Origin of the sequence: Bradyrhizobium sp. UFLA03-84 (assembly GCF_002289535.1) — a bacterium.
GTDB classification, from domain to species: domain Bacteria; phylum Pseudomonadota; class Alphaproteobacteria; order Rhizobiales; family Xanthobacteraceae; genus Bradyrhizobium; species Bradyrhizobium viridifuturi.
In genome coordinates this window covers 1084765-1103733 of the sequence record NZ_NSJY01000014.1, presented here as the reverse complement: position 1 = coordinate 1103733, position 18969 = coordinate 1084765, and the positions used below count along the sequence as shown (strand labels likewise).

At 64.2% G+C, this 18969-nt stretch carries 17 protein-coding genes and 1 pseudogene; 7 read left to right on the top strand and 11 right to left on the bottom strand.

The window, feature by feature from the left end; genetic code table 11:
• Positions 1-5 precede the first annotated feature (5 nt).
• The 3 genes from sufC to CK489_RS26730 all read right to left on the bottom strand — a co-directional run bounded on the left by sufC (position 6) and on the right by CK489_RS26730 (position 3564).
• On the bottom strand, positions 6-758 hold the full coding sequence (gene sufC, locus CK489_RS26740) for a Fe-S cluster assembly ATPase SufC (RefSeq protein WP_050629437.1): 753 nt from the start codon (positions 756-758) through the stop codon (positions 6-8).
• Between the two features lie 58 nt (positions 759-816).
• A complete protein-coding gene (gene sufB / locus CK489_RS26735; protein ID WP_050420250.1) occupies positions 817-2313 on the bottom strand; it encodes a Fe-S cluster assembly protein SufB in 1497 nt (498 codons plus the stop codon).
• Positions 2314-2406: 93 nt separating this feature from the next.
• Positions 2407-3564 carry a cysteine desulfurase family protein gene (locus tag CK489_RS26730; protein WP_095734383.1) on the bottom strand — a complete coding sequence of 386 codons (1158 nt, stop codon included), beginning with the start codon at positions 3562-3564 and terminating at the stop codon, positions 2407-2409.
• A gap of 440 nt (positions 3565-4004) precedes the next feature.
• Between CK489_RS26730 and CK489_RS26725 the strand changes: the two genes are divergently transcribed.
• On the top strand, positions 4005-4652 hold the full coding sequence (locus CK489_RS26725) for an alpha/beta hydrolase (protein WP_016843213.1): 648 nt from the start codon (positions 4005-4007) through the stop codon (positions 4650-4652).
• A 78-nt stretch (positions 4653-4730) separates the two neighbouring features.
• On the opposite strand, the gene CK489_RS26720 is transcribed toward CK489_RS26725, so the two are convergent.
• The 3 genes from CK489_RS26720 to CK489_RS26710 all read right to left on the bottom strand — a co-directional run bounded on the left by CK489_RS26720 (position 4731) and on the right by CK489_RS26710 (position 6927).
• Complete coding sequence (locus CK489_RS26720) at positions 4731-5060, bottom strand: DMT family transporter (protein WP_050629417.1); 330 nt, start codon at positions 5058-5060, stop codon at positions 4731-4733.
• Between the two features lie 3 nt (positions 5061-5063).
• Entirely contained in the window at positions 5064-5741 is a 678-nt protein-coding gene (locus CK489_RS26715; RefSeq protein WP_095734382.1) for a glutathione S-transferase family protein, read from the bottom strand.
• Between the two features lie 82 nt (positions 5742-5823).
• The gene (locus tag CK489_RS26710; RefSeq protein ID WP_095734381.1) at positions 5824-6927 is read right to left on the bottom strand and encodes an anhydro-N-acetylmuramic acid kinase; all 1104 of its coding nucleotides are present in this window, start codon (positions 6925-6927) and stop codon (positions 5824-5826) included.
• Between the two features lie 152 nt (positions 6928-7079).
• Between CK489_RS26710 and tyrS the strand changes: the two genes are divergently transcribed.
• Positions 7080-8333, top strand: coding sequence for a tyrosine--tRNA ligase (gene tyrS, locus CK489_RS26705; RefSeq protein WP_050629420.1), 1254 nt, complete (start codon positions 7080-7082; stop codon positions 8331-8333).
• Positions 8334-8389: 56 nt separating this feature from the next.
• The gene (locus CK489_RS26700; protein ID WP_095734380.1) at positions 8390-9637 is read left to right on the top strand and encodes an MFS transporter; all 1248 of its coding nucleotides are present in this window, start codon (positions 8390-8392) and stop codon (positions 9635-9637) included.
• A gap of 25 nt (positions 9638-9662) precedes the next feature.
• On the opposite strand, the gene CK489_RS26695 is transcribed toward CK489_RS26700, so the two are convergent.
• Both CK489_RS26695 and CK489_RS26690 read right to left on the bottom strand, forming a co-directional pair.
• Entirely contained in the window at positions 9663-9983 is a 321-nt protein-coding gene (locus CK489_RS26695; protein WP_095734379.1) for a DoxX family protein, read from the bottom strand.
• 1 nt (position 9984) lies between these two features.
• Entirely contained in the window at positions 9985-10365 is a 381-nt protein-coding gene (locus CK489_RS26690) for a DUF4267 domain-containing protein (protein ID WP_095734378.1), read from the bottom strand.
• 124 nt (positions 10366-10489) lie between these two features.
• On the opposite strand from CK489_RS26690, the gene CK489_RS26685 reads away from it, so the two are divergent.
• Positions 10490-11083: a TetR/AcrR family transcriptional regulator gene (locus CK489_RS26685; RefSeq protein ID WP_095734377.1), complete on the top strand. Its 594-nt coding sequence runs from the start codon at positions 10490-10492 to the stop codon at positions 11081-11083.
• A gap of 39 nt (positions 11084-11122) precedes the next feature.
• Here the strand turns inward: CK489_RS26685 and CK489_RS41460 are convergent, their stop codons facing one another.
• Complete coding sequence (locus CK489_RS41460) at positions 11123-11284, bottom strand: hypothetical protein (RefSeq protein ID WP_158226506.1); 162 nt, start codon at positions 11282-11284, stop codon at positions 11123-11125.
• Positions 11285-11296: 12 nt separating this feature from the next.
• On the opposite strand from CK489_RS41460, the gene CK489_RS26680 reads away from it, so the two are divergent.
• Entirely contained in the window at positions 11297-11758 is a 462-nt protein-coding gene (locus CK489_RS26680) for a cache domain-containing protein (protein WP_095734672.1), read from the top strand.
• A 285-nt stretch (positions 11759-12043) separates the two neighbouring features.
• A pseudogene (locus tag CK489_RS42365) lies at positions 12044-12211 on the top strand (MFS transporter); the annotation flags it as partial.
• On the opposite strand, the gene CK489_RS26675 reads toward CK489_RS42365, so the two are convergent.
• Positions 12156-13439, bottom strand: coding sequence for an alpha/beta hydrolase (locus CK489_RS26675; protein WP_095734376.1), 1284 nt, complete (start codon positions 13437-13439; stop codon positions 12156-12158). The pseudogene CK489_RS42365 and the gene CK489_RS26675 overlap by 56 nt on opposite strands.
• Positions 13440-13600: 161 nt before the next feature.
• On the opposite strand from CK489_RS26675, the gene CK489_RS26670 reads away from it, so the two are divergent.
• Complete coding sequence (locus CK489_RS26670) at positions 13601-15007, top strand: FAD-dependent oxidoreductase (protein WP_095734375.1); 1407 nt, start codon at positions 13601-13603, stop codon at positions 15005-15007.
• Positions 15008-15081: 74 nt separating this feature from the next.
• Here the strand turns inward: CK489_RS26670 and CK489_RS26665 are convergent, their stop codons facing one another.
• Positions 15082-18783: a YhdP family protein gene (locus CK489_RS26665; RefSeq protein WP_095734374.1), complete on the bottom strand. Its 3702-nt coding sequence runs from the start codon at positions 18781-18783 to the stop codon at positions 15082-15084.
• Positions 18784-18969: the final 186 nt, after the last annotated feature.

Here is an 18969-nt window from a genome sequence, read left to right as displayed (position 1 = left end):
ATCCGTCAGGCAGCGTCTTCGAACTGCGCGTAACCGGACTCTTCCAGCTCCAGCGCCAGTTCCTTGCCGCCGCTCTTCACCACCCGGCCCTTCGACATCACGTGCACGACATCCGGCACGATGTAGTTGAGCAGCCGCTGGTAGTGGGTGATCACGACCATCGCGCGTTCCGGCGAGCGCAGCGCGTTGACGCCGTCGGCGGCGATCCGCAGCGCGTCGATGTCGAGGCCGGAATCCATTTCGTCGAGGATGCAGACGGCCGGCTCGAACAGCGCCATCTGCAGAATCTCGTTGCGCTTCTTCTCGCCGCCCGAGAAGCCGACATTGACGCCGCGCTTCAGCATGTCCTGCGGAATGTTCAGCGATTTGGCGACCTCACGGACCTTCTTGAGGAAGGCCGGCGACGAGATCTCGTCCTCGCCGCGCGCCTTGCGCTGGGCATTGAGCGCCGCGTGCAGGAAGTTCCAGGTGGTCACACCGGGAATCTCGACCGGATACTGGAACGCCAGGAACACGCCCTTGGCGGCGCGCTCGTTCGGCTCCATCTCCAGGAGGTCCTCGCCCTTGAACAGGATCTGGCCGCCGGTGACTTCATAGCCGGGCTTGCCGGCGATGACGTGCGACAGCGTCGACTTGCCGGAGCCGTTCGGCCCCATGATCGCGTGCACCTGCCCCGGGTTCACCGTGAGCGACAGCCCGTGGAGGATCTCGCGCTCCTCGACACGAACCTGCAGATCTTTCACTTCAAGCAGAGACATCTGATTTTTCCTGAACATCATCCGAAAGGCGCGTCGGCCGCGCCGTCAGCGGGATGGATTAGCCAACCGAACCTTCAAGGCTGATCGAGATCAGCTTCTGCGCTTCCACCGCGAATTCCATCGGCAGTTGCTGCAGCACATCCTTCACGAAGCCGTTGACGACGAGGCCGACGGCTTCCTCCTGCGAGAGCCCGCGCTGGATGCAGTAGAACAGCACGTCCTCGGAAATCTTCGACGTCGTCGCTTCATGCTCGAACGTCGCCGAGGAATTCTTGGCCTCGACATAGGGCACGGTGTGCGCGCCGCATTTGTCGCCGATCAGGAGCGAGTCGCAGGCGGTGTAGTTGCGCGCGCCCGTGGCTTTGCGATGTGCGCTGACCAGGCCGCGATAGGTGTTCTGCGACTTGCCGGCGGCGATGCCCTTGGAGATGATCCGGCTCGACGTGTTCTTGCCGAGGTGGATCATCTTGGTGCCGCTATCGACCTGCTGGAAACCGTTCGAGATCGCGATCGAGTAGAACTCGCCGCTCGAATTGTCGCCGCGCAGGATGCAGCTCGGATACTTCCAGGTGATCGCCGAACCGGTCTCGACCTGGGTCCAGGAGATCTTGGAGTTCTTGCCGCGGCAGTCGCCACGCTTGGTGACGAAATTGTAGATGCCGCCCTTGCCCTCGGAATTGCCGGGGTACCAGTTCTGCACCGTCGAATACTTGATCTCGGCGTCATCGAGCGTGACGAGCTCGACCACGGCGGCGTGCAGCTGGTTCTCGTCGCGCTGCGGCGCGGTGCAACCTTCGAGATAGGAGACGTAGGAGCCCTTGTCGGCGATGATCAGCGTGCGCTCGAACTGACCGGTGTTGCGCTCGTTGATGCGGAAGTAGGTCGACAGCTCCATCGGGCAGCGCACGCCCGGCGGCACGTAGACGAACGAACCGTCCGAAAACACCGCCGAGTTCAACGTCGCGAAGTAGTTGTCCGAGGTCGGCACCACGGTGCCGAGATATTTCTGCACCAGCTCGGGATGCTCGCGGATCGCCTCCGAGATCGGCATGAAGATCACGCCAGCCGCCTTCAGCTCCTTCTGGAAGGTGGTCGCAACCGAGACCGAATCGAACACGGCATCGACCGCGATCTTGCGGTTCGCCGACGGCGGTCCGCCCGGCGGGGGCTCGACGCCCTCGAGGATCGCAACCTCGCGCAGGGGGATGCCGAGCTTCTCATAGGTCTTGAGGATTTCCGGATCGATCTCGTCGATCGACGACAGCGTCTTCTTCGGCTTCGGCGCCGCGTAGTAATAGATGTCCTGGTAGTCGATCTTCGGATAGTCGACGCGCGCCCAGGTCGGCTCGGTCATGGTCAGCCAGCGGCGATACGCCTCCAGGCGCCATTCCAGCATCCAGGCCGGTTCATTCTTCTTTGCTGAGATGAAGCGGACGGTGTCTTCCGACAGCCCCTTCGGGGCCTTGTCGGACTCGATCTGCGTCTCAAACCCATATCGATACTGGTCGACGTCGATGCGCCGGACGCGCTCGACCGTCTCTTGTACAGCAGGCATTCATATCCTCCGCTCGCGGTTTCAAGGACCGCGGTGGATCTCAGTTCCGAAATTCTCTTACGATGCTTGAAGACGAAATCCGCTTAGAACAGTTCAAGCTGTGTTTCGTCGTTCCCCCTTAACTAAGGTATCGGCGAGCTTTCGCCAAGCCTTGAGGGTCAAATCCACGTCTGTCTCCGTGGTAGACCAGCCAAGACTGAGCCGCACCGCTCCCTGGGACACCTCCGAACGGTACCCCATTGCCTCCAAGACGTGGGACGGCTGGACCTTGCCGGACGAACAGGCGGAACCGGAGGACACCGCGATTCCCCCGAGGTCGAACCCGATCACGGCCGTTTCGGCCTTCATCCCCGGTGCGGTGAAAAGAACGGTATTCGGCAACCGTTTTACGTCGTCGGAGAACACCAGCAGGTCCGGCGTCTGCCGCAGCCCGTGCTCGAGCCGGTCACGCAGTCCCCTGACGCGGGCGGCGTCGGCCTTCAACGCCGCCATCGCGGCCTTCGAAGCCGCACCAAAGCCTGCGATCCCGGCGACGTTCTCGGTCCCGGCCCGCCGCCCGAGCTCCTGCCCGCCGCCGCGCAGCGACGCCTCCAGTCCTTCGACGCCTTCGGCGAGCACCAGCGCGCCGGTGCCCTTCGGTCCGCCGATCTTGTGCGCCGACAGCGTCACCAGATCGGTCTGGGTCGAAGCGAGGTCGAACGGAATCTTGCCGAACGCCTGGATCGCATCGACATGCAGCAGGCCGCCGGCCGCGTGGACGATCGCGGCGACATCGGCCACCGGCTGGATGGCGCCAGTCTCGTTGTTGGCCAGCATTACCGAGACCAAAGCTGGCGGACCTTCCGCCAGCAGCGCGCGCAGATGATCGAGATCGATCACCCCGGCGCGCGTGACATTGATGGTGCCGATCGCTTCACGCGAAAACCGCCCGCCCGCGAGGACGGACGCATGCTCGATCGCGGACACCAACAGCCGCTCGACCGGCGCGCCCGCACCGCGGTGCAATCCCGGCGTCAAGGCGAGCGCATTGGCTTCGGTCCCGCCGGAGACAAACACGACGTCCTGCGACCGGCCGCCGACCGCCTTCGCCACCGCATTGCGCGCATCCTCGACCAGCCGGCGCGCGCGGCGTCCTTCGCTGTGCACCGAGGACGGGTTGCCGCTCAACTCCCACGCCGCAGCCATCGCCGCTTTCGCCTCCTGGCGAAGCGGCGTGGTGGCATTCCAGTCGAGATAGACGCGATCGGCCATCGAGCTTGTCCGCGGCAACCACCGTGGTTGCGGCCTTCCATTGCGACATAACGACAGTCGGGCGGCGAGACCAGATCAGAGTGAGCGGCGCCGGAGATTTTTCACGCCCACGGAAGACCTCACCTGTGCTGCCAGGCGAGACATCCGTTTGCGGCAAGCGCGATAGCAATGTGACAAACCAAAACTTCAGGTAGCCAACGAGCAATTCGGCGTGTTGATCCCGATCGTACGGCGCCGCGCGAATTCACGCCGGCCAAGCGGCACAATTTCCTTGATTTTTGCCCCTTGCGTCATGCTAGAAGGCCCACCAGCGTGCCGCCCAGCGGCGCCTGTGCCGATTTCATCATGAGCCGCCCTGTTCGCGCCCCGCCGCTGAAGATGGCTCCAACCGGTTGATTGATCGACGTCAATCAAGGGAACGCGTCAATCAAGGGAACACAATGCCTGAAGTGATTTTCACCGGCCCTGCTGGCCGTCTCGAGGGCCGCTATCATCCGGCCAAGCAGAAGAACGCGCCGATTGCGATGATCCTGCATCCGCATCCGCAGTTCCACGGCACGATGAACCACCAGATCGTCTATCAGTGCTACTACGCGTTCGCGCATCGCGGCTTCTCGGTGCTGCGCTTCAACTTTCGTGGCGTCGGCCGCAGCCAGGGCTCGTTCGATCACGGCACCGGCGAATTGTCCGACGCCGCGAGTGCGCTCGACTGGGCACAGGCGATCAATCCCGAGGCGCGTGCGTGCTGGGTCGCGGGCTTCTCGTTCGGCGCCTGGATCGGCATGCAGCTGCTGATGCGCCGGCCCGAGGTCGAGGGCTTCATCTCGATCGCGCCGCCCGCCAATCTCTACGACTTCTCGTTCCTCGCGCCCTGCCCGTCGTCGGGCCTGATCGTGCACGGCGACAAGGATGCGGTGGTGCCGCCCAAGGACGTCAACACGCTGGTCGAGAAGCTGAAGACGCAGAAGGGCATCGTGATCGACCAGCAGGTGATCCCCGGCGCCAACCACTTCTTCGACGGCAAGCTCGAGCCGCTGATGGAGACGGTAACCGGCTATCTCGACATGCGCCTCGCCAACGTGCGGTGACGCCGACGCTTTGGTAGCCCGGATGGAGCCAACGGCGCGCGCGAACGGGCGCCCGATGGCTCCATCCGGGCTACGCATTTACTCCGGCGCCAGCTTCAGCGCCGCGATCCCGATCAGCACCAACGCTATCCCCGTGACCTTCATCGGGTTCAACGCCTCGTTGAACAGCAGCACCCCCATGGTCAGCGTGCCGACCGCGCCGATGCCGGTCCAAACCGTGTAGGCGACGCCGACGCCGAGCACCTGCAGCGCGCGTCCGAGCAGGAACACGAACGCTGCGAGCAGCACGAGCGAGACCAGCGTCCAGCCGAGCCGCGTATAGCCCTCGGCATATTTCATCGAGATCGCCCAGCCGACGTCGAGAAGACCGGCGACGACCAGCGCGACCCAGGCAATGGAATGCGACATGGCTTACGCGGCAAGCTTCAGCATATGCGCGCGGTGGCCGACCAGGAACGCGTGCAACAGCGCGGGATAGTCGGGCGACACCGCGCTGCGCACGCTCGGCCGCTGCGCCAGCGCGCTGCGCCAGGCACGGAGTTTTGGCGTGTGGGTGAACACCGCAAGGTCGGTCAGCTGATCGAACAGATCGAAATAACGGAAGATCGGCGCGAACACCGCATCGACCAGGCTGAACTTCTCACCGGCGAAGAACGGGCCGGCGCCGAGCGCAGCCTCGACGCGCGCGAATTTTGCCGCCACCGCCTGCCGCTTGCTCTCATGCGTCGCAGCATCAGTTGCGGTCTCCAGTCCCCAGAGATCACCGAGGATAGCCGAGCCGAACTCCATCCAGGCGCGATGCTCGGCGCGGGTGAGCGCATCCTGCGGATGCAGCTTCGCGCCGGTTTGCGTCTCCTCGATGTACTCACAGATCACGTTGCTCTCGAACAGCGCGACCTCCTTGCCGTCGTCGCGGGTCACGACCAGCACCGGCACCTTGCCGAGCGGCGAGATCTTCAGGAACCAGTCGGGCTTGTTGGCGAGATCGATGTCGATCCGCTCGAACGGCACGCCCTTCTCCTGCAGCGCGATCACCGCGCGTTGTACATAGGGACAGAGCTTGTGGCTGATCAGCTTCAGGACGGCCATGACGAACCTCGCGTTCAATGCAACTGCATCCAACTAAATGCAGCGGCATGGAACTGTCAAGGTAGATGCATTTGCATCTAAATCACGGTCGCGCGATGATGCCCCCGGTCATCGGGATCGGCACCCCCGTGGTGGCGGGGTAGCTCAGCGGCAGGCCCTTCATCCCGCGCGCGGCCAGGAAGCCGAATGCCTGCGCCTCGATCGCGTCCGCGGCCCAGCCGAGCGCCTCGGCAGGCTCGACGGTCGCCGGCGCCAGGCGCTCGCGCAGCATCCGCAGCATCGTGAGGTTGGAGGCGCCGCCGCCGCAGATAATCCAGCTCTTCGGCCGTTTCGGCAGCAGCGGCACGACGCGGGCGATCGCGGCCGCGGTGAACGCGGTCAGCGTCGCGGCGCCATCGGCCGGCGCCACGGCGCCGAGCTTCAGGCCGGCAAAGTCGTTGCGGTCGAGCGATTTCGGCGGTGGAACCGAGAAGAACGGCAGCTTGAGCGCCTGCGCGATCCAGACCTCGTCCGGCTTGCCGAGGGCTGCGAACTTCCCGGCGGTGTCGAACGGCTGATGCATCTGGCGGAACATGAAGTCGTCGAGCAGCGCGTTGCCCGGCCCGGTGTCGCAAGCGATCAGCGTGTCCGAGCCATCGATATATGTAATGTTGGAAACACCGCCGATATTGACCACGACGATCGGCCCCTCGCGGTTCAGCGACTGGGCCAGCGCACGGTGGTAGACCGGCACAAACGGCGCGCCCTGCCCGCCGGCCTCGACGTCGGCGGCGCGGAAATCATGCATCACCGGGATGTGGATCGCCTTGGCGAGAGCCAGGGCGTCGCCGATCTGGACCGTCAGCCTCCGCTCGGGGCGATGCAGCACGGTCTGGCCATGGAACCCGACGATGTCGATCTCCTGCGCCGAGATCCGGTTCTGCGCCGTGAAGGCGGCGACCGCCTCGGCGTGGGCTGTGGTGACGGCCTGCTCGGCCTGCCGCAGGATCCCCGGTCGGGCATCGCGTTGCGACAGATGAACGGCCTCGGTCAGCGCCTGGCGCAGCAGGCTGCGTTCGCCCTCGCTATAGGGACGATAGCCCGAAGGTCCGAAGGCCTTGATCTGCCGGCCGTCGGTCTCGATCAGTGCCACGTCGACCCCGTCGAGCGAGGTCCCGCTCATCAGACCGAGTGCCGTTAACATCATTGTAGAAGCGCCCCAGCCGGGAACCCCCGGCTTGTCTCAAACAAGTACATCCTATAATGCCACTGCGCGTCCGCCTGCGGCAGCCTCAAGCATCAGGGTTCCGCAAATAGATGCAAAAACCGTAAAACAAGAATGATCTGGCTCGCCGACAAATGACTGCATTTAAATCGGATTTCCTGAACACTCTACAGGAACGCGGCTTCGTTCACCAGTGCTCCGATTTCGAGGGCCTCGACGCGCTGGCCGCGAAGGGCGAGGCCACCGCCTATGTCGGCTATGACTGCACCGCGCCGTCGCTGCACATCGGCAACTTCCTGACGATGATGATGCTGTACTGGCTGCAGCAGAGCGGCAACAAGCCGATCACGCTGATGGGCGGCGGCACCACGATGGTCGGCGACCCCTCCGGCAAGGACGAGACGCGCGCGATGCGTACGGTCGCCGAGATCGAAGCCAACAAGGCTTCGATCCGCGGCGTGTTCGCCAAGGTGCTGCGCTATGGCGACGGCAAGTCCGACGCCATCATGCTCGACAACGCCGAGTGGCTGACCAAGCTGAACTGGATCGAGATGCTGCGCGACATCGGCCGGCACTTCTCGGTCAACCGCATGCTGACGATGGATTCGGTGCGGCTCCGGCTCGAGCGCGAGCAGGAGATGAGCTTCATCGAGTTCAACTACATGGTCTGCCAGGCCTACGACTTCGTCGAGCTGTCGCGCCGCGCCGGCTGCCGGTTGCAGATGGGCGGCTCCGACCAGTGGGGCAACATCGTCAACGGCGTCGATCTCGGCCGCCGCATGGGCACGCCGCAACTGTTCGCGCTGACCACGCCGCTGCTGACCACCGCCTCCGGCGACAAGATGGGCAAGACCGCGAAGGGCGCGGTATGGCTCAACGCCGACCAGTTCTCGCCGTACGACTTCTGGCAGTACTGGCGCAACGTCGAGGACGCCGACGTCGTCAAGTTCCTTAAGCTGTTCACCATCCTGCCGATCAGCGAGATCAACAAGCTCGCGGCGCTCGCGGGCGGCGAGATCAACGAAGCCAAGAAGGTGCTGGCGACCGAGGCGACCGCCCTGCTCCACGGCCGCGACGCAGCCGTTGAGGCCGCCGAGACCGCGCGCCGCACCTTCGAGGAAGGTGCGCTGGCCGAAACCTTGCCGACGGTGGAAATTCCGCGCGGCGAGTTTGAAGCCGGCGTCGGCGTGCTCGCTGCCTTCGTCAAGGCCGAGCTCGTCGCCTCGAACGGCGAAGCGCGCCGGCAGATCAAGGGCGGCGGCCTGCGCGTCAACGACGCTTCGGTCACCGATGAGAAGATGCTGCTGACGCCGGCCAATCTGACGCCGGAAGGCGTGGTGAAGCTGTCGCTCGGCAAGAAGCGCCACGTCCTGCTGAAGCCTGCATAGGCGCATTCGCTTTTGTCGGTTGTCGGGAGTGCGGAAAGCGCGCTCCCATCTTTCCGATGGACCAGACCACGCTTCCGAACGACGTGCTTGCCGCGCCAGCTAAACAGTCACGCACGGCGCTGAACGTGCTCGCACTCTGCTTCGTGCTGTCGGTGCTCGGGCGCGGTCTCAGCGACAGCTTCACGGTGTTCCTGAAGCCGATCTCGGAAAATTTCGGTTGGGATCGCGCCTCTGTTGTATCGGTCTATTCGCTGACCTGGCTTGCCAGCGGCCTCACTGCGCCGCTGGTCGGACGCTTGTTCGACCGCTCCGGCCCGCGCCTGGTCTATGCGCTCGGCCTGTCGCTGCTCGGTTGCGCCTTCCTCGTCGCCTCGCGCGCCGAGCAGCTCTGGCAATTCCAGCTCAGCGTCGGGCTCTGCGTCGGTTTCGGGACCGCGCTGATCGGCAACGTCTCGAACTCGATCCTGCTCGGCCGCTGGTTCGGGCCGCGGCTGACGACCGCGATGGCCGTGATGTATTCCGCGACCGGCGCCGGCCTCCTGCTGCTGCTGCCGCTGTCGCAGGTGCTGATCGACCGGATCGGTTGGCGCGAGGCCTATCAGGTGTTCGGCATCGGTGCGCTCTGCCTGCTTGCTCCGCTGGTTCTTTTGCCGTGGCGGCTGCTCGCCGGCGGCTCGCCGCATATCGTGAAGAAGACCGAGAGCAATCTGGCCGATGAAGGCTGGACGTTGCTGCGCGCGATGCGCCATCACGCCTTCTGGGCGCTGTTCTCGACCTTCTTCTTCACCGCGGTCGCGATGTACGCGCTGACGGCGCAGATCGTCGCCTATCTGATCGATGTCGGGTTCCCGCCGCTGCAGGCGGCCACCGCCTGGGGCTTCTCCGGCGTCGCGCTGTTCGTCGGCATGCTCGGCGTGTCGACCCTCGACGGCATCATCGGCCGCAGGCCGTCGGTGCTGTTCAGCTACGGCGTCTCGATAGCAGGCATCATCCTGCTCTGGCTGCTGCAATGGTATCCGAACTACTGGCTGCTGACCGGCTTCATCGTCTGCTTCGGCAGCATGATCGGCTCGCGCGGCCCGCTGATCACGGCGACCGCGCTGAAGATCTTCCGCGGCGAGCGCGTCGGCACGATCTATGGAACGATCATGATCGGGAGCGGTCTCGGCTCCGGCCTCGGCTCATGGGGTGGCGGCCTGATCCACGACTGGACCCACAGCTACAACCCGCTGATCGCCTTCGCGCTCGTCAACGTCGTGCTCGGCCTGATCCCGTTCCTGGTGGTGCCCGCGCTTCGGCGCTGACGGCCGATCGCCTCGCGGACAACACTCAGGACGCGCCCCCGGCAACGGCGATCAAGGCGGCGAAGACGCCAAGTGGCACAAGGTGCGAAAAATCGCGGTGACGCAGAACGGTCACGACCGCAACCACGATGATCACCGCCCCCAGCGCCAATCCAACACTGCGACTGACAGGCAGCGCAATCAGGACGGCACCCATGATCTCCAGTCCGCCAGTCAGGCGTCCCCACCAGCGCGGGTAGCCCCATCGCGCGAAATCGCTTTGCGTCCCGGCCGTGCCGATCGCGTTGAAGACGCCCGCGCCAAGGAAGCCGGCGACCAGAAGCCAGATCGAAACGGCGTGCACCATCTCAACGCACACCGATCATGAGCGGCATGGCCGCCAACACCATCAGCACTGCCGTGACACCGTGCATGCCGACGGCGCTTCCGGTGGAGCCTTTCGCTGCAAGAATGACCAGCATGTCCCCGACGGGGATGACGGCTTCCACAAGCAGGACGATGCCGACGGCACCTGGAGGGCCCCACGCCATCAGCGCCAGCACAGCCAATCCCGATGCGATATCGCGCACGCCCTTGAGACGAAGCCACCAGGTGATGTTGCCGCCGTCTTCAGGAAGCGGCAGGCCGAAACTGCGGGTCGCGGCCCTTGGGTTCACAACATAGAGCGCGCCGATCGCGATAATCGCGAAGGCCACGAGCAGTGCCAGTCCGATCGCAAGCCAGTGCATTGCAGCCTCCACAGACAAACCAGAAAATCTAGCATCGCTAGAAAATATCTAGCATTGCTAGATTGTCAAGCGCCGGTATGGTAGGTTGGCGTTTGTGGGCCCTCCGGATCCGGGAGATCAAAGATTGGGAACCGCCGAGCGGAAAGGCAGGGAACGGGCCGAGCGAGAGCATCGGATCGTCGCGGCGGCGCGCGTGATCGCCGAGCGTGAGGGATGGGATGCCGTTACGGTCCGCCGCCTGGCCGACGAGATCGAATATAGCCAGCCCGTGCTCTACTCACATTTCGCGAACAGGGACGCGATCGTTGCGGCCGTTGCGGTCGACGGTTTTCAGGAGCTCAGAGCCGTTCTCCTGGAGGCGGCAAGCAAATCCAAGGGACGACGGAACGCGCTCAAGAATGTCGCCACGGCCTATCTCACCTTTGCGCTGGGTCGCCCTGCCCTCTACGACGCGATGTTCATCCTGCCGACGGATTTGCGGTTCGCCGAAGCCGGAACCAGACCGGAATTGCGCGCCGCTTTCGAAGCCCTGGCGGCCGTTGTCGCGCCGTTCTGCGACGACGCAGCGCTCGCCACCGAGACGTTCTGGGCAGCCCTTCACGGGCTCGCGGCACTCGAACGTTCGGGCCGAAACCGGCCGAGCGCGCGCGGCGAACGCATCGCACTTGTCGTCCGGGCGATCGTCGTTTCCGGAAAGGGCTCGCCGGCTCGCAGCTGATATCGCAGCCGCTGTCGCGGCCGAGTTCGTGCGACAGCGTCATATGTCGCGATGGGCCGCATCCGGAAATGGCCGCCCGCCTCTCTTTGTCAGCTCGTCGGCGGTCGCGAGCAGGCTGGTCAATTGGGGCAATGTTTGAATATGATGATCCCTGCGGGCCTGCGTACGGTGCATGACAATTGCAAATTCCTCGACGACCACGGAGGAATATCCATGTTTCGCAAACTCGTAATTGGCGCGCTGGGCGCCATGGCTGTCTTGTTCTCCACGACGGCATTCGCGCAAGGCACTGCGTCGGACGCCAAGGCCATGCTTGAAAAGACGGTAGCAGCCATCAAGGCCGATAAGGCCAAGACGCTGGATGCGATCAACAAGGGGGAAAATGGCTTCCTTGTGGGTGACCTCTATCCCTTCTGCTTCAATCTGAGCGACGCACTCCTCGTCGCGATCGGCAATCCCAACGTCAAGGGGTTGCTCGGCAAGGATGCAAGGACATTCAAGGACCCCACGGGCGATGTGTATGGCCCAAGGCTCTATGACGCGGCAAAAGAGGGCCAGGTCAGCGAGGTCAGCTACATGTCGCCCAAGGCCGGTGCCGACAAGACATGGGTGCCGAAGGCGAGCTTCGTCACCGCGGTCGCCGGCCTCGGATGCGGCGTCGGTTACTACAAGTAATCCGACCAAACCAACCGTCACATGGGCGCGCCGAACTCGAGCGCCCACGCAATGCTATTTTCTCGCGTGACCGGGCAGTTGCGATGCCCTTCACGCCACCGGCGCCGTTTGCCGGCGCGGCTGGTCAGTTCTGGCTGCGCCTCAATGAGTGCGTATCCTAGTTGTTCGTCGTCGGCAGGTCGTTCGGGCCGTATTGCTTGAACTCGAGGATCTTTCGCGTCAGGCCGGGCGCAAAAGCGCGGAGATCGGGTTGACGCGCAGCATCGGCTGGCTCGGCGTTCCCACTACGGCACCATCATGATCGGCAGCGGTCTCGGTTCCGGCCCCGGCTCATGAGGCGGCGGCCTGACCCAGGACTGGCTCCACAGTTACAATCCGCTGATCGTCTTCTCGCTCGTCAGTATCGTGCTCGGCCTGATCCCGCTCCGGGTGGTGCCGGCGCTACGGCGCTAGCATCTCGGGGTTTTTCATCAAGGAAGTCGCATATCTCGGCGACAAAGACAGACCATGCCGGCTCGTCTGGAAGCAAAATATGATTGCGGCTCTCAATCGGAACGAACCGCGCGCTTGGAATAGCGTGCGCGAGTGCCAGACCTTGATCGAACGGAACCAACGCATCGTCGCGGCTGTGCATGACGAGCGTCGGCGCCGCGATCTGATGCAGCGCATCGGAGACGTCGATGTCGCCAAAGGCCAGGAACAGCGACGCAGCGTTCTCCGGTGATGTCGATATGCGCTGCACCTCGTTGAAGTCGCGCATTTGCTCCTGCGTCGCGTTTGGATGCACCAGCGAGGTAAAGACCTGACGGAATGCAGGGGTATCCTTGCCCCACCCTTCCCGGATCAGAGTCGCGAGAGCTTCGCAGCGGGCAATCTGGTCCGGAGCGCCCCGTTTGCGGAAACCGCGCACATATCCACCGTGCAAGACGAGGCGGGACACACGGTCGGGATGTCGCGCGGCATATGCGATGGCAACTGCAGCGCCCTGCGATATACCGAACATGGCAAAGCGCTCGAGCGACAGCGCATCGACGACCGTCTCAAGGTCATGCACGAGGGCCGCAAACGAAAAGTCGGCGACGCGCCAATCGGACAAGCCGTTACCGCGCTGATCGTATCGAACCAGCTTGTGCCGAGCAGCCAATTGAGCGTGGAGCGGACTCGAAACCTCTATTTGCCAGTCATGCTCGATATGGGTCAGCCAATTCGCCGTCTTTACGATCGGAGAGCCTTGGCCAACGCTCGCTACGGCGAGATGGACCCCGTCAGGCGCTTCGCAGAACGTAATCTCCTCGCGTAACCCGAGTTCCTTGGGCGGCCCCGCCGCCCCCTTTGGGAAACGGGATGAGATATGTTCGACCGGTCGTGCTTCCTCCTGCTCCACTTCACCGACGAAGCGGATTCCCCGCCGCGCAGCTGTCCGAATATATCGCTGGTTGATGCCGTCATCTCCGATAGCGCGGCGAGCCGCGTTGATCCGGCTGGCTATCGTCGAGTCGGAGACGATCCGGCCGCGCCAAACCGAGGTCACGAGATCATCTTTGGAAACCACCTGATCACGGTGCTGGATGAGGTGCAGAAGCAGATCGAAGACCTGCGGTTCGACCGTAATCGTTTGAACGCCGCATTGCAGCTCGCGCCGCCCTGCATCCAGAACGTAATCGCTGAACTTGAAGCGCATCAGGCTCCTCGGGGCCGAGCTTGGCTCGCGTACAAATCACAAGCTTCTCAAGCGAAAATCAAGGCTTTCTGAAAGGCAAAATCACTGCCGCTTGCTAGTTGCCAAGGTGGGCATTTGGCTCGCCCCGCGCTCTGGAGCCATCCATGGCGGCGGGGGAATAGATGAGCAGAATCCTGGTTTGCGGTGGCGGCTTGATCGGATTGTGCGCTGCGATGATGCTCGGCCGCGACGGCCACCGCGTCACAGTGCTGGAGGCCGATCCCGAAGATCACCCTTCGACCTCTGTCGAGGGATGGCACTCGTGGCAACGCCCGGGAGTTGCCCAGTTCAGACAACCCCACAGTCTCCATTCGCGATTTCGAATGGTCAGCGATCGAGAATTGCCTGGATTGACGGAAGGCCTGCTTCGCGCCGGTTGCGTCTGGGTGGATTATCTCGACGGTCAATTCCTTCCCCCGACCATCCCCGACCGGGCGCCGCGTCCGGGCGATGAAGCGATGCGCTGCGTCGCCGGCCGCAGGCCCACGGTTGAGTGGGTGGTGGCCGCGATGGCGCAAGCAGCACCGAACGTGACCATCCGTCGGGGAACTAAGGTTCGGGAATTGATCACGGGCACATCGGCCATCCCCGGCGTGCCCCACGTTGCCGGGGTCCGCACGATGGCCGGCGAAGAGATTCGTGCAGATCTGGTCGTCGACGCCATGGGACGGAGAAGCCCGGCCTGCGAATGGATTCTCGGTGCAGGTGGCCGCAGTCCGATCGAAGAATCCGAAGATAGCAACTTCGTCTATTTCGGACGCTATTTCTCGGGGCAGCAGCGGCCTCGCCGGATGGGTAGCACGCTTACGCCGATGGGCCTGTTCTCGATCCTGACGCTGGACGGAGACAACGACACTTGGTCGGTCACCTTGTATACCTCGTCGAAAAACAAGGCGATGCGAGCCCTGCGTGATCCCGTCACATTCCATCGCGTCGTTTCCGCGTGCCCGCTTCAGGCCCATTGGCTGGACGGAGAGCCCATGACGGACGTCCTGTTGATGGCGGGAGTTCTCGATCGGTACCGGCGATTTGTCGTCGACGGCCGGCCCGTCGTCACGGGATTCGCCGCTGTTGGTGACGCATGGGCCTGCACCAACCCCTCCGGCGGACGGGGGCTGAGCGTTGGTTTGCTCCACGCACAGGTGCTCCGCGATGTCGCGCGCCGGCACATCAACAATCCCGAAGCATTCGCCCGGGACTACGACGCGGAGACCGACCGCCAGGTAGGCCCGTACTATCGAAACCAGATCGCCGCGGACCGCGCGAGGGTTGCCGAGATGAACGCGCTGGACGAAGGCTTGGCAATGCCTGCGCCCAATCCAGTCACCGCCAGGCTGCTCGCCGCCGCATCCGAGGACGCCGATGTGTTTCGCGGGATTCTTGAAATCGCAATGTGCGTTGCGCTGCCTCAGGACGTCATCGCGAGGCCGCGCGTCGCCGCAAAACTAGCCGAACTGGAAGGCGAGCCATTACCGCCGCCCCCGGGCATCATCGATCGACATCGGTTGGCGGCACTGCTGGATAGCTGATCTTCGACACAGCGCGGTTTATTTCTCTTCACCAGCTCGAAGCGCGGCGGGCATCCGCTTCGCTCACACGCGGCCTAGTTGTTCGTCGTCGGCAGGTCGTTCGGACCGTACTGCTTGAACTCGAAGATCTTGCGGGTCAGGCCGGGCGCCAGCGCGGAGATCGGGTTGACGCGCAGCACCGGCTGGCTCGGCGTTCCCACCACCTCATATGTCACGCCGATCAGGCCTTCATTGCTGCCGGCGCCGAGGAAGATCCCGAAGAACGGGATCTGGCCGAACATGTTGTTCAAGCCGTACATCGGAATGAAGGTGCCGTTCATCCGCACCTGGTTGCCGACATAATCGATGCTGCCTTCGATGGTCGCGCCGATGCTCGGTCCCTTGACCACGCCGTTGCGGATCGAAAGCTGACCACTCTGGCGGGTGAACTCGGCACGCAACGCGTCAAATCCGATGCCGTTCTGGGTGCTGACCGGCCCGCCTGCGACGGCGCGATCGAGCTGGGTTTCGCCCTTCACCGAGAAGCCGGAGATGTTGATAAGACCTTCCCTCGGGCCCGGCTCGGGGATCGGCGGCTCCATCGCGAGCGTGAGCTGGCCGCCGACCACCTTCGAATAGGTGTCGATGAAACGCAGGAACGCGCCGGCGTCGCCGGTTTGCAAATAGATCACCTCGCGGCCCTGCTGGCGGCCGCGCATGTCGACCGAGACGGGGGTGTCGCGGCCGACCTTGCCGCTCAGCGTGAATGCCTTGAAGAACCCGTTGCGGCGCGAGATCTTGGCGTCGACGCTGCGCAGCGCCTCGCCGTTGAAGCCGGCCACCGCGCCGAGTTTCAGATCGACATCGAAATCGGTGGTCTTGGTCTTGCTCTTGGGATCGCTGTCGCGGCCGGAGATCGCCGACTTCAGGAAGCCGCGGCCATCGAACACGTCGCCGCGCATCGTCACCTTGATAACGCCGTCGGGCCCGCGATCGGCGCGCAGCGATGTCTTGTCGCCTTCCGACGGCGCGTAGGTCGGGAAGTTCGCATTCATGAGATCGCCGTTCTGGTCGACCTCGAGCGCGCCCTTGATCGAAACGCCGGCGCCGTCGATCGAGATGTCCTCGAACCGCGTCGACTGCCCCTTCGGCACCACGTTGAAGGTCGCCTTGCCGGCCCTGCCCTGCGTCTTGACCCAACCGGGCAGGATGTTGTCGAGCTTGAGCTGGGTCAGGTCGGCTTCGACGCCCATCTTGGTGGTGGGATTGTCGCCGCTGCCGATCTTGCCGTTCAGCTTGATCGGGATGGCACCGGACACGGCAGGACCGAGATCGAGTCCGAGGCGCGCGCGGCTCGCATCGTCAAGCGTCGCCTGCAGCTTGACGTCGGCATCGCCGTCGGTCGGCTTGCGATAGTCGAGCGAGGCCGCCTGTCCGTTGATCTTGACGTCGCCCTTGACCTGGAAGCCGGCGTTGCTGGCAACCAGCTTCAGCGTGTTGGCCTCGAGCTTCTGGTTCATCACCAGCTTGTCGACGGCAACGCCGGTGATGTCGGCCGCGACCGAGTACATCGTGTCGGCCTTGGTGAGCTCGCCCTTCACCGGCATGCCGAGACTGATCGTCGCCGTGACGTTGCCCTTGCTGGCGTTGGGATCGATCGGCGGACCGGAGAGGTCGCTGAGCCGGTCGGATGCGAGGATCTCGGCGGCGGCCGGCACCGGACAGTCGACCCGGAACTTGACCTTCGACGGCGACGGCTTCGGCGCCATGTCCGGCACCTCGAAGGTGAAATCCGACAGCGTGATCTTGCGGCCCGCCGGCGTGTCGGCGATGCCCTGGTTGATGGTCACGGTCGCGGTGCGGCCGGTCACCCTCGCCTTCAGATCAGCATCATGCACCGCGGGCATCTGATCCACCGGGCGCACCGTGACGCCGGACGCAACGATATTGACCGAGAGACCGTCATCCGGGATCGGCGGTCCCTTGCGCGACAGGTTATGCACCGGCGAATTGACGCCGACATCGATGCGCTGGAGCGTACCGCGGTCGATCCGCTCGATCACCCATTCGCGCACTTCGGGCACGATGATGACCGGCCACATCCGCTTCAGGGCGGACGCCGACATCGGCGTGCCGGCGAATCCGAGCTGCAGCCGCGGCTCGCCGGAATAGTCGATGCTGCCGGTGCCGGCGACGCCGATCTCGCCGTTAGAGATGTCGGCCTGGGTCAGCAGCACCCGCTTCTTCTCGGTGTCGAAGCGGAAGCCGATGTTGATGCGATTGAAGATCAGCGGCGGTTCGTTCTTGTCGGCGCCGGCGAGCACGATGGTGCCGCCGGACAGTCCCGCCTGCCAGTCGGTGACATTATCGTTGGGCGGCTCAAGATGCCCGAGCAGCGTGATGCGGTTGGCGCCCGAGACGATCTTGATCGGCGCCAGCAGCACCCGCCGCCCCGAATCCCACTCGACGCTCATCTCGGCCGAATCGACCGGCATCGGGTAGTCCGGCGTATCGGTGTCGATGATGTTGCCGGCGCCGACATTGATCTTGCCGCGGAAATAGGTCGGCAGCCCGTCGCGGCCGAGCTCGCCCTTCATCTCGCCCGACAGCGGCAGGTCGGCGGTGTAGGTGAGATCCTTGGTCCGCATCGCGAGCAGGATGTTCCGGGTGGACACCTTGTCGGCCTTGATGTCGACCGAGCGCACGCCGTTCTGCTGCGGTCCGACCAGGACGCGCACCGACCAGGGCTTTGCGCCCTCCTCGCCAAAGCTGAGCGCAACGCCGCCGCCGCTCGGGCGCCGCAGGCTCAGGCTGATATTCTCGAAGCTCCATTTGTTGCCGCGCTGCTGGTCGTCGACGACCAGATTGCCGTTCTTCAGACCGATCTCGTTGAGGTTCTGACCGTCGAGGCCGGTCATGCTGAGGCTGTCGAGCCAGTCGAGACCAGCCAGCAGCCCGCTCTGGGCCGAATCCGGCGCGGCCGCCGAGGGCTCGGAAGCAACCGGCGGCGAGGCAGCCGGCGGCGGCGCTGCGGGCGCCGGACGCGGGAATGTCGGCGGCAGGCCCGCCTCGCGCTTGGAGGCGACGCCGGTCGCCAGCGGTTTTGCGGTGTCGCCGGCGGACACGGTCACATTGCCATCGGGCGTGATGCGGACCGACAGTTCCGCGTCGACCAGATTGAGGCTCTCCGCCCGCAACTGGCCCATCAGCAGGGCCGTCCCCGACAACCGCACTTCGGCTTTCGGCGCGCTGGCAACCACCGCGTGGTCGCGGTCGCGCACGATGATGTCGCGGATGCGCACCGCGATCCTGACCCGGCCGGCGCGCTCGATCTGCGTTCCGCCGACCTCGACCGTGTTGCCGTGGCCGATATTCTCCTCGATCGCCGCGGCCAGCCACGGCGTCGCCAGATCGAGATTGATCGGACCGGCGCCGAGCCGCCACCACAATGCGCCGAAACAGGTCGTGAAAAGCACGACCAAGACCACGAGAACCAATCCGATGCGACGGATCCAGCGCTCGCCATGCAGCCAGCGCTGCATGCCGGAGCAGAAATCGGTGAAGCGATGCAGATTGGTGTTGGAACGCGACAGCAATTGCCGCGCACGGTTGCCCGCCGCCTCATCCTGCTCGTCCCACGCGGCGTCGTCTTCCCATTGCGAGAAGTCAGACCCGGCGCGCGGATTTGGACCCTGCGGCGACGTGTTCCTTGCCATTGCCTCTCGGTGCTGACGGCGAAGCTGCTCGCCGTCATCGGGGCGCCCGTCGATTCGTATCGAGCGCTCCCGTGCCGGCATCGCCGCCTATCCTCGCCTAATCATGTTACTCGCCGATGGCCCCCAGAACGGACCAAACCAACCAATCAAAAAGCCAATTCAGCAAGCGGACGGGTTACGCGTCGAATTCCTTGTCACCATACTCCGCGGCCATCAAACTTGCCCAGCGGCCGACGCGAATCCGGCCACTGCGAATAAGACCCGCAA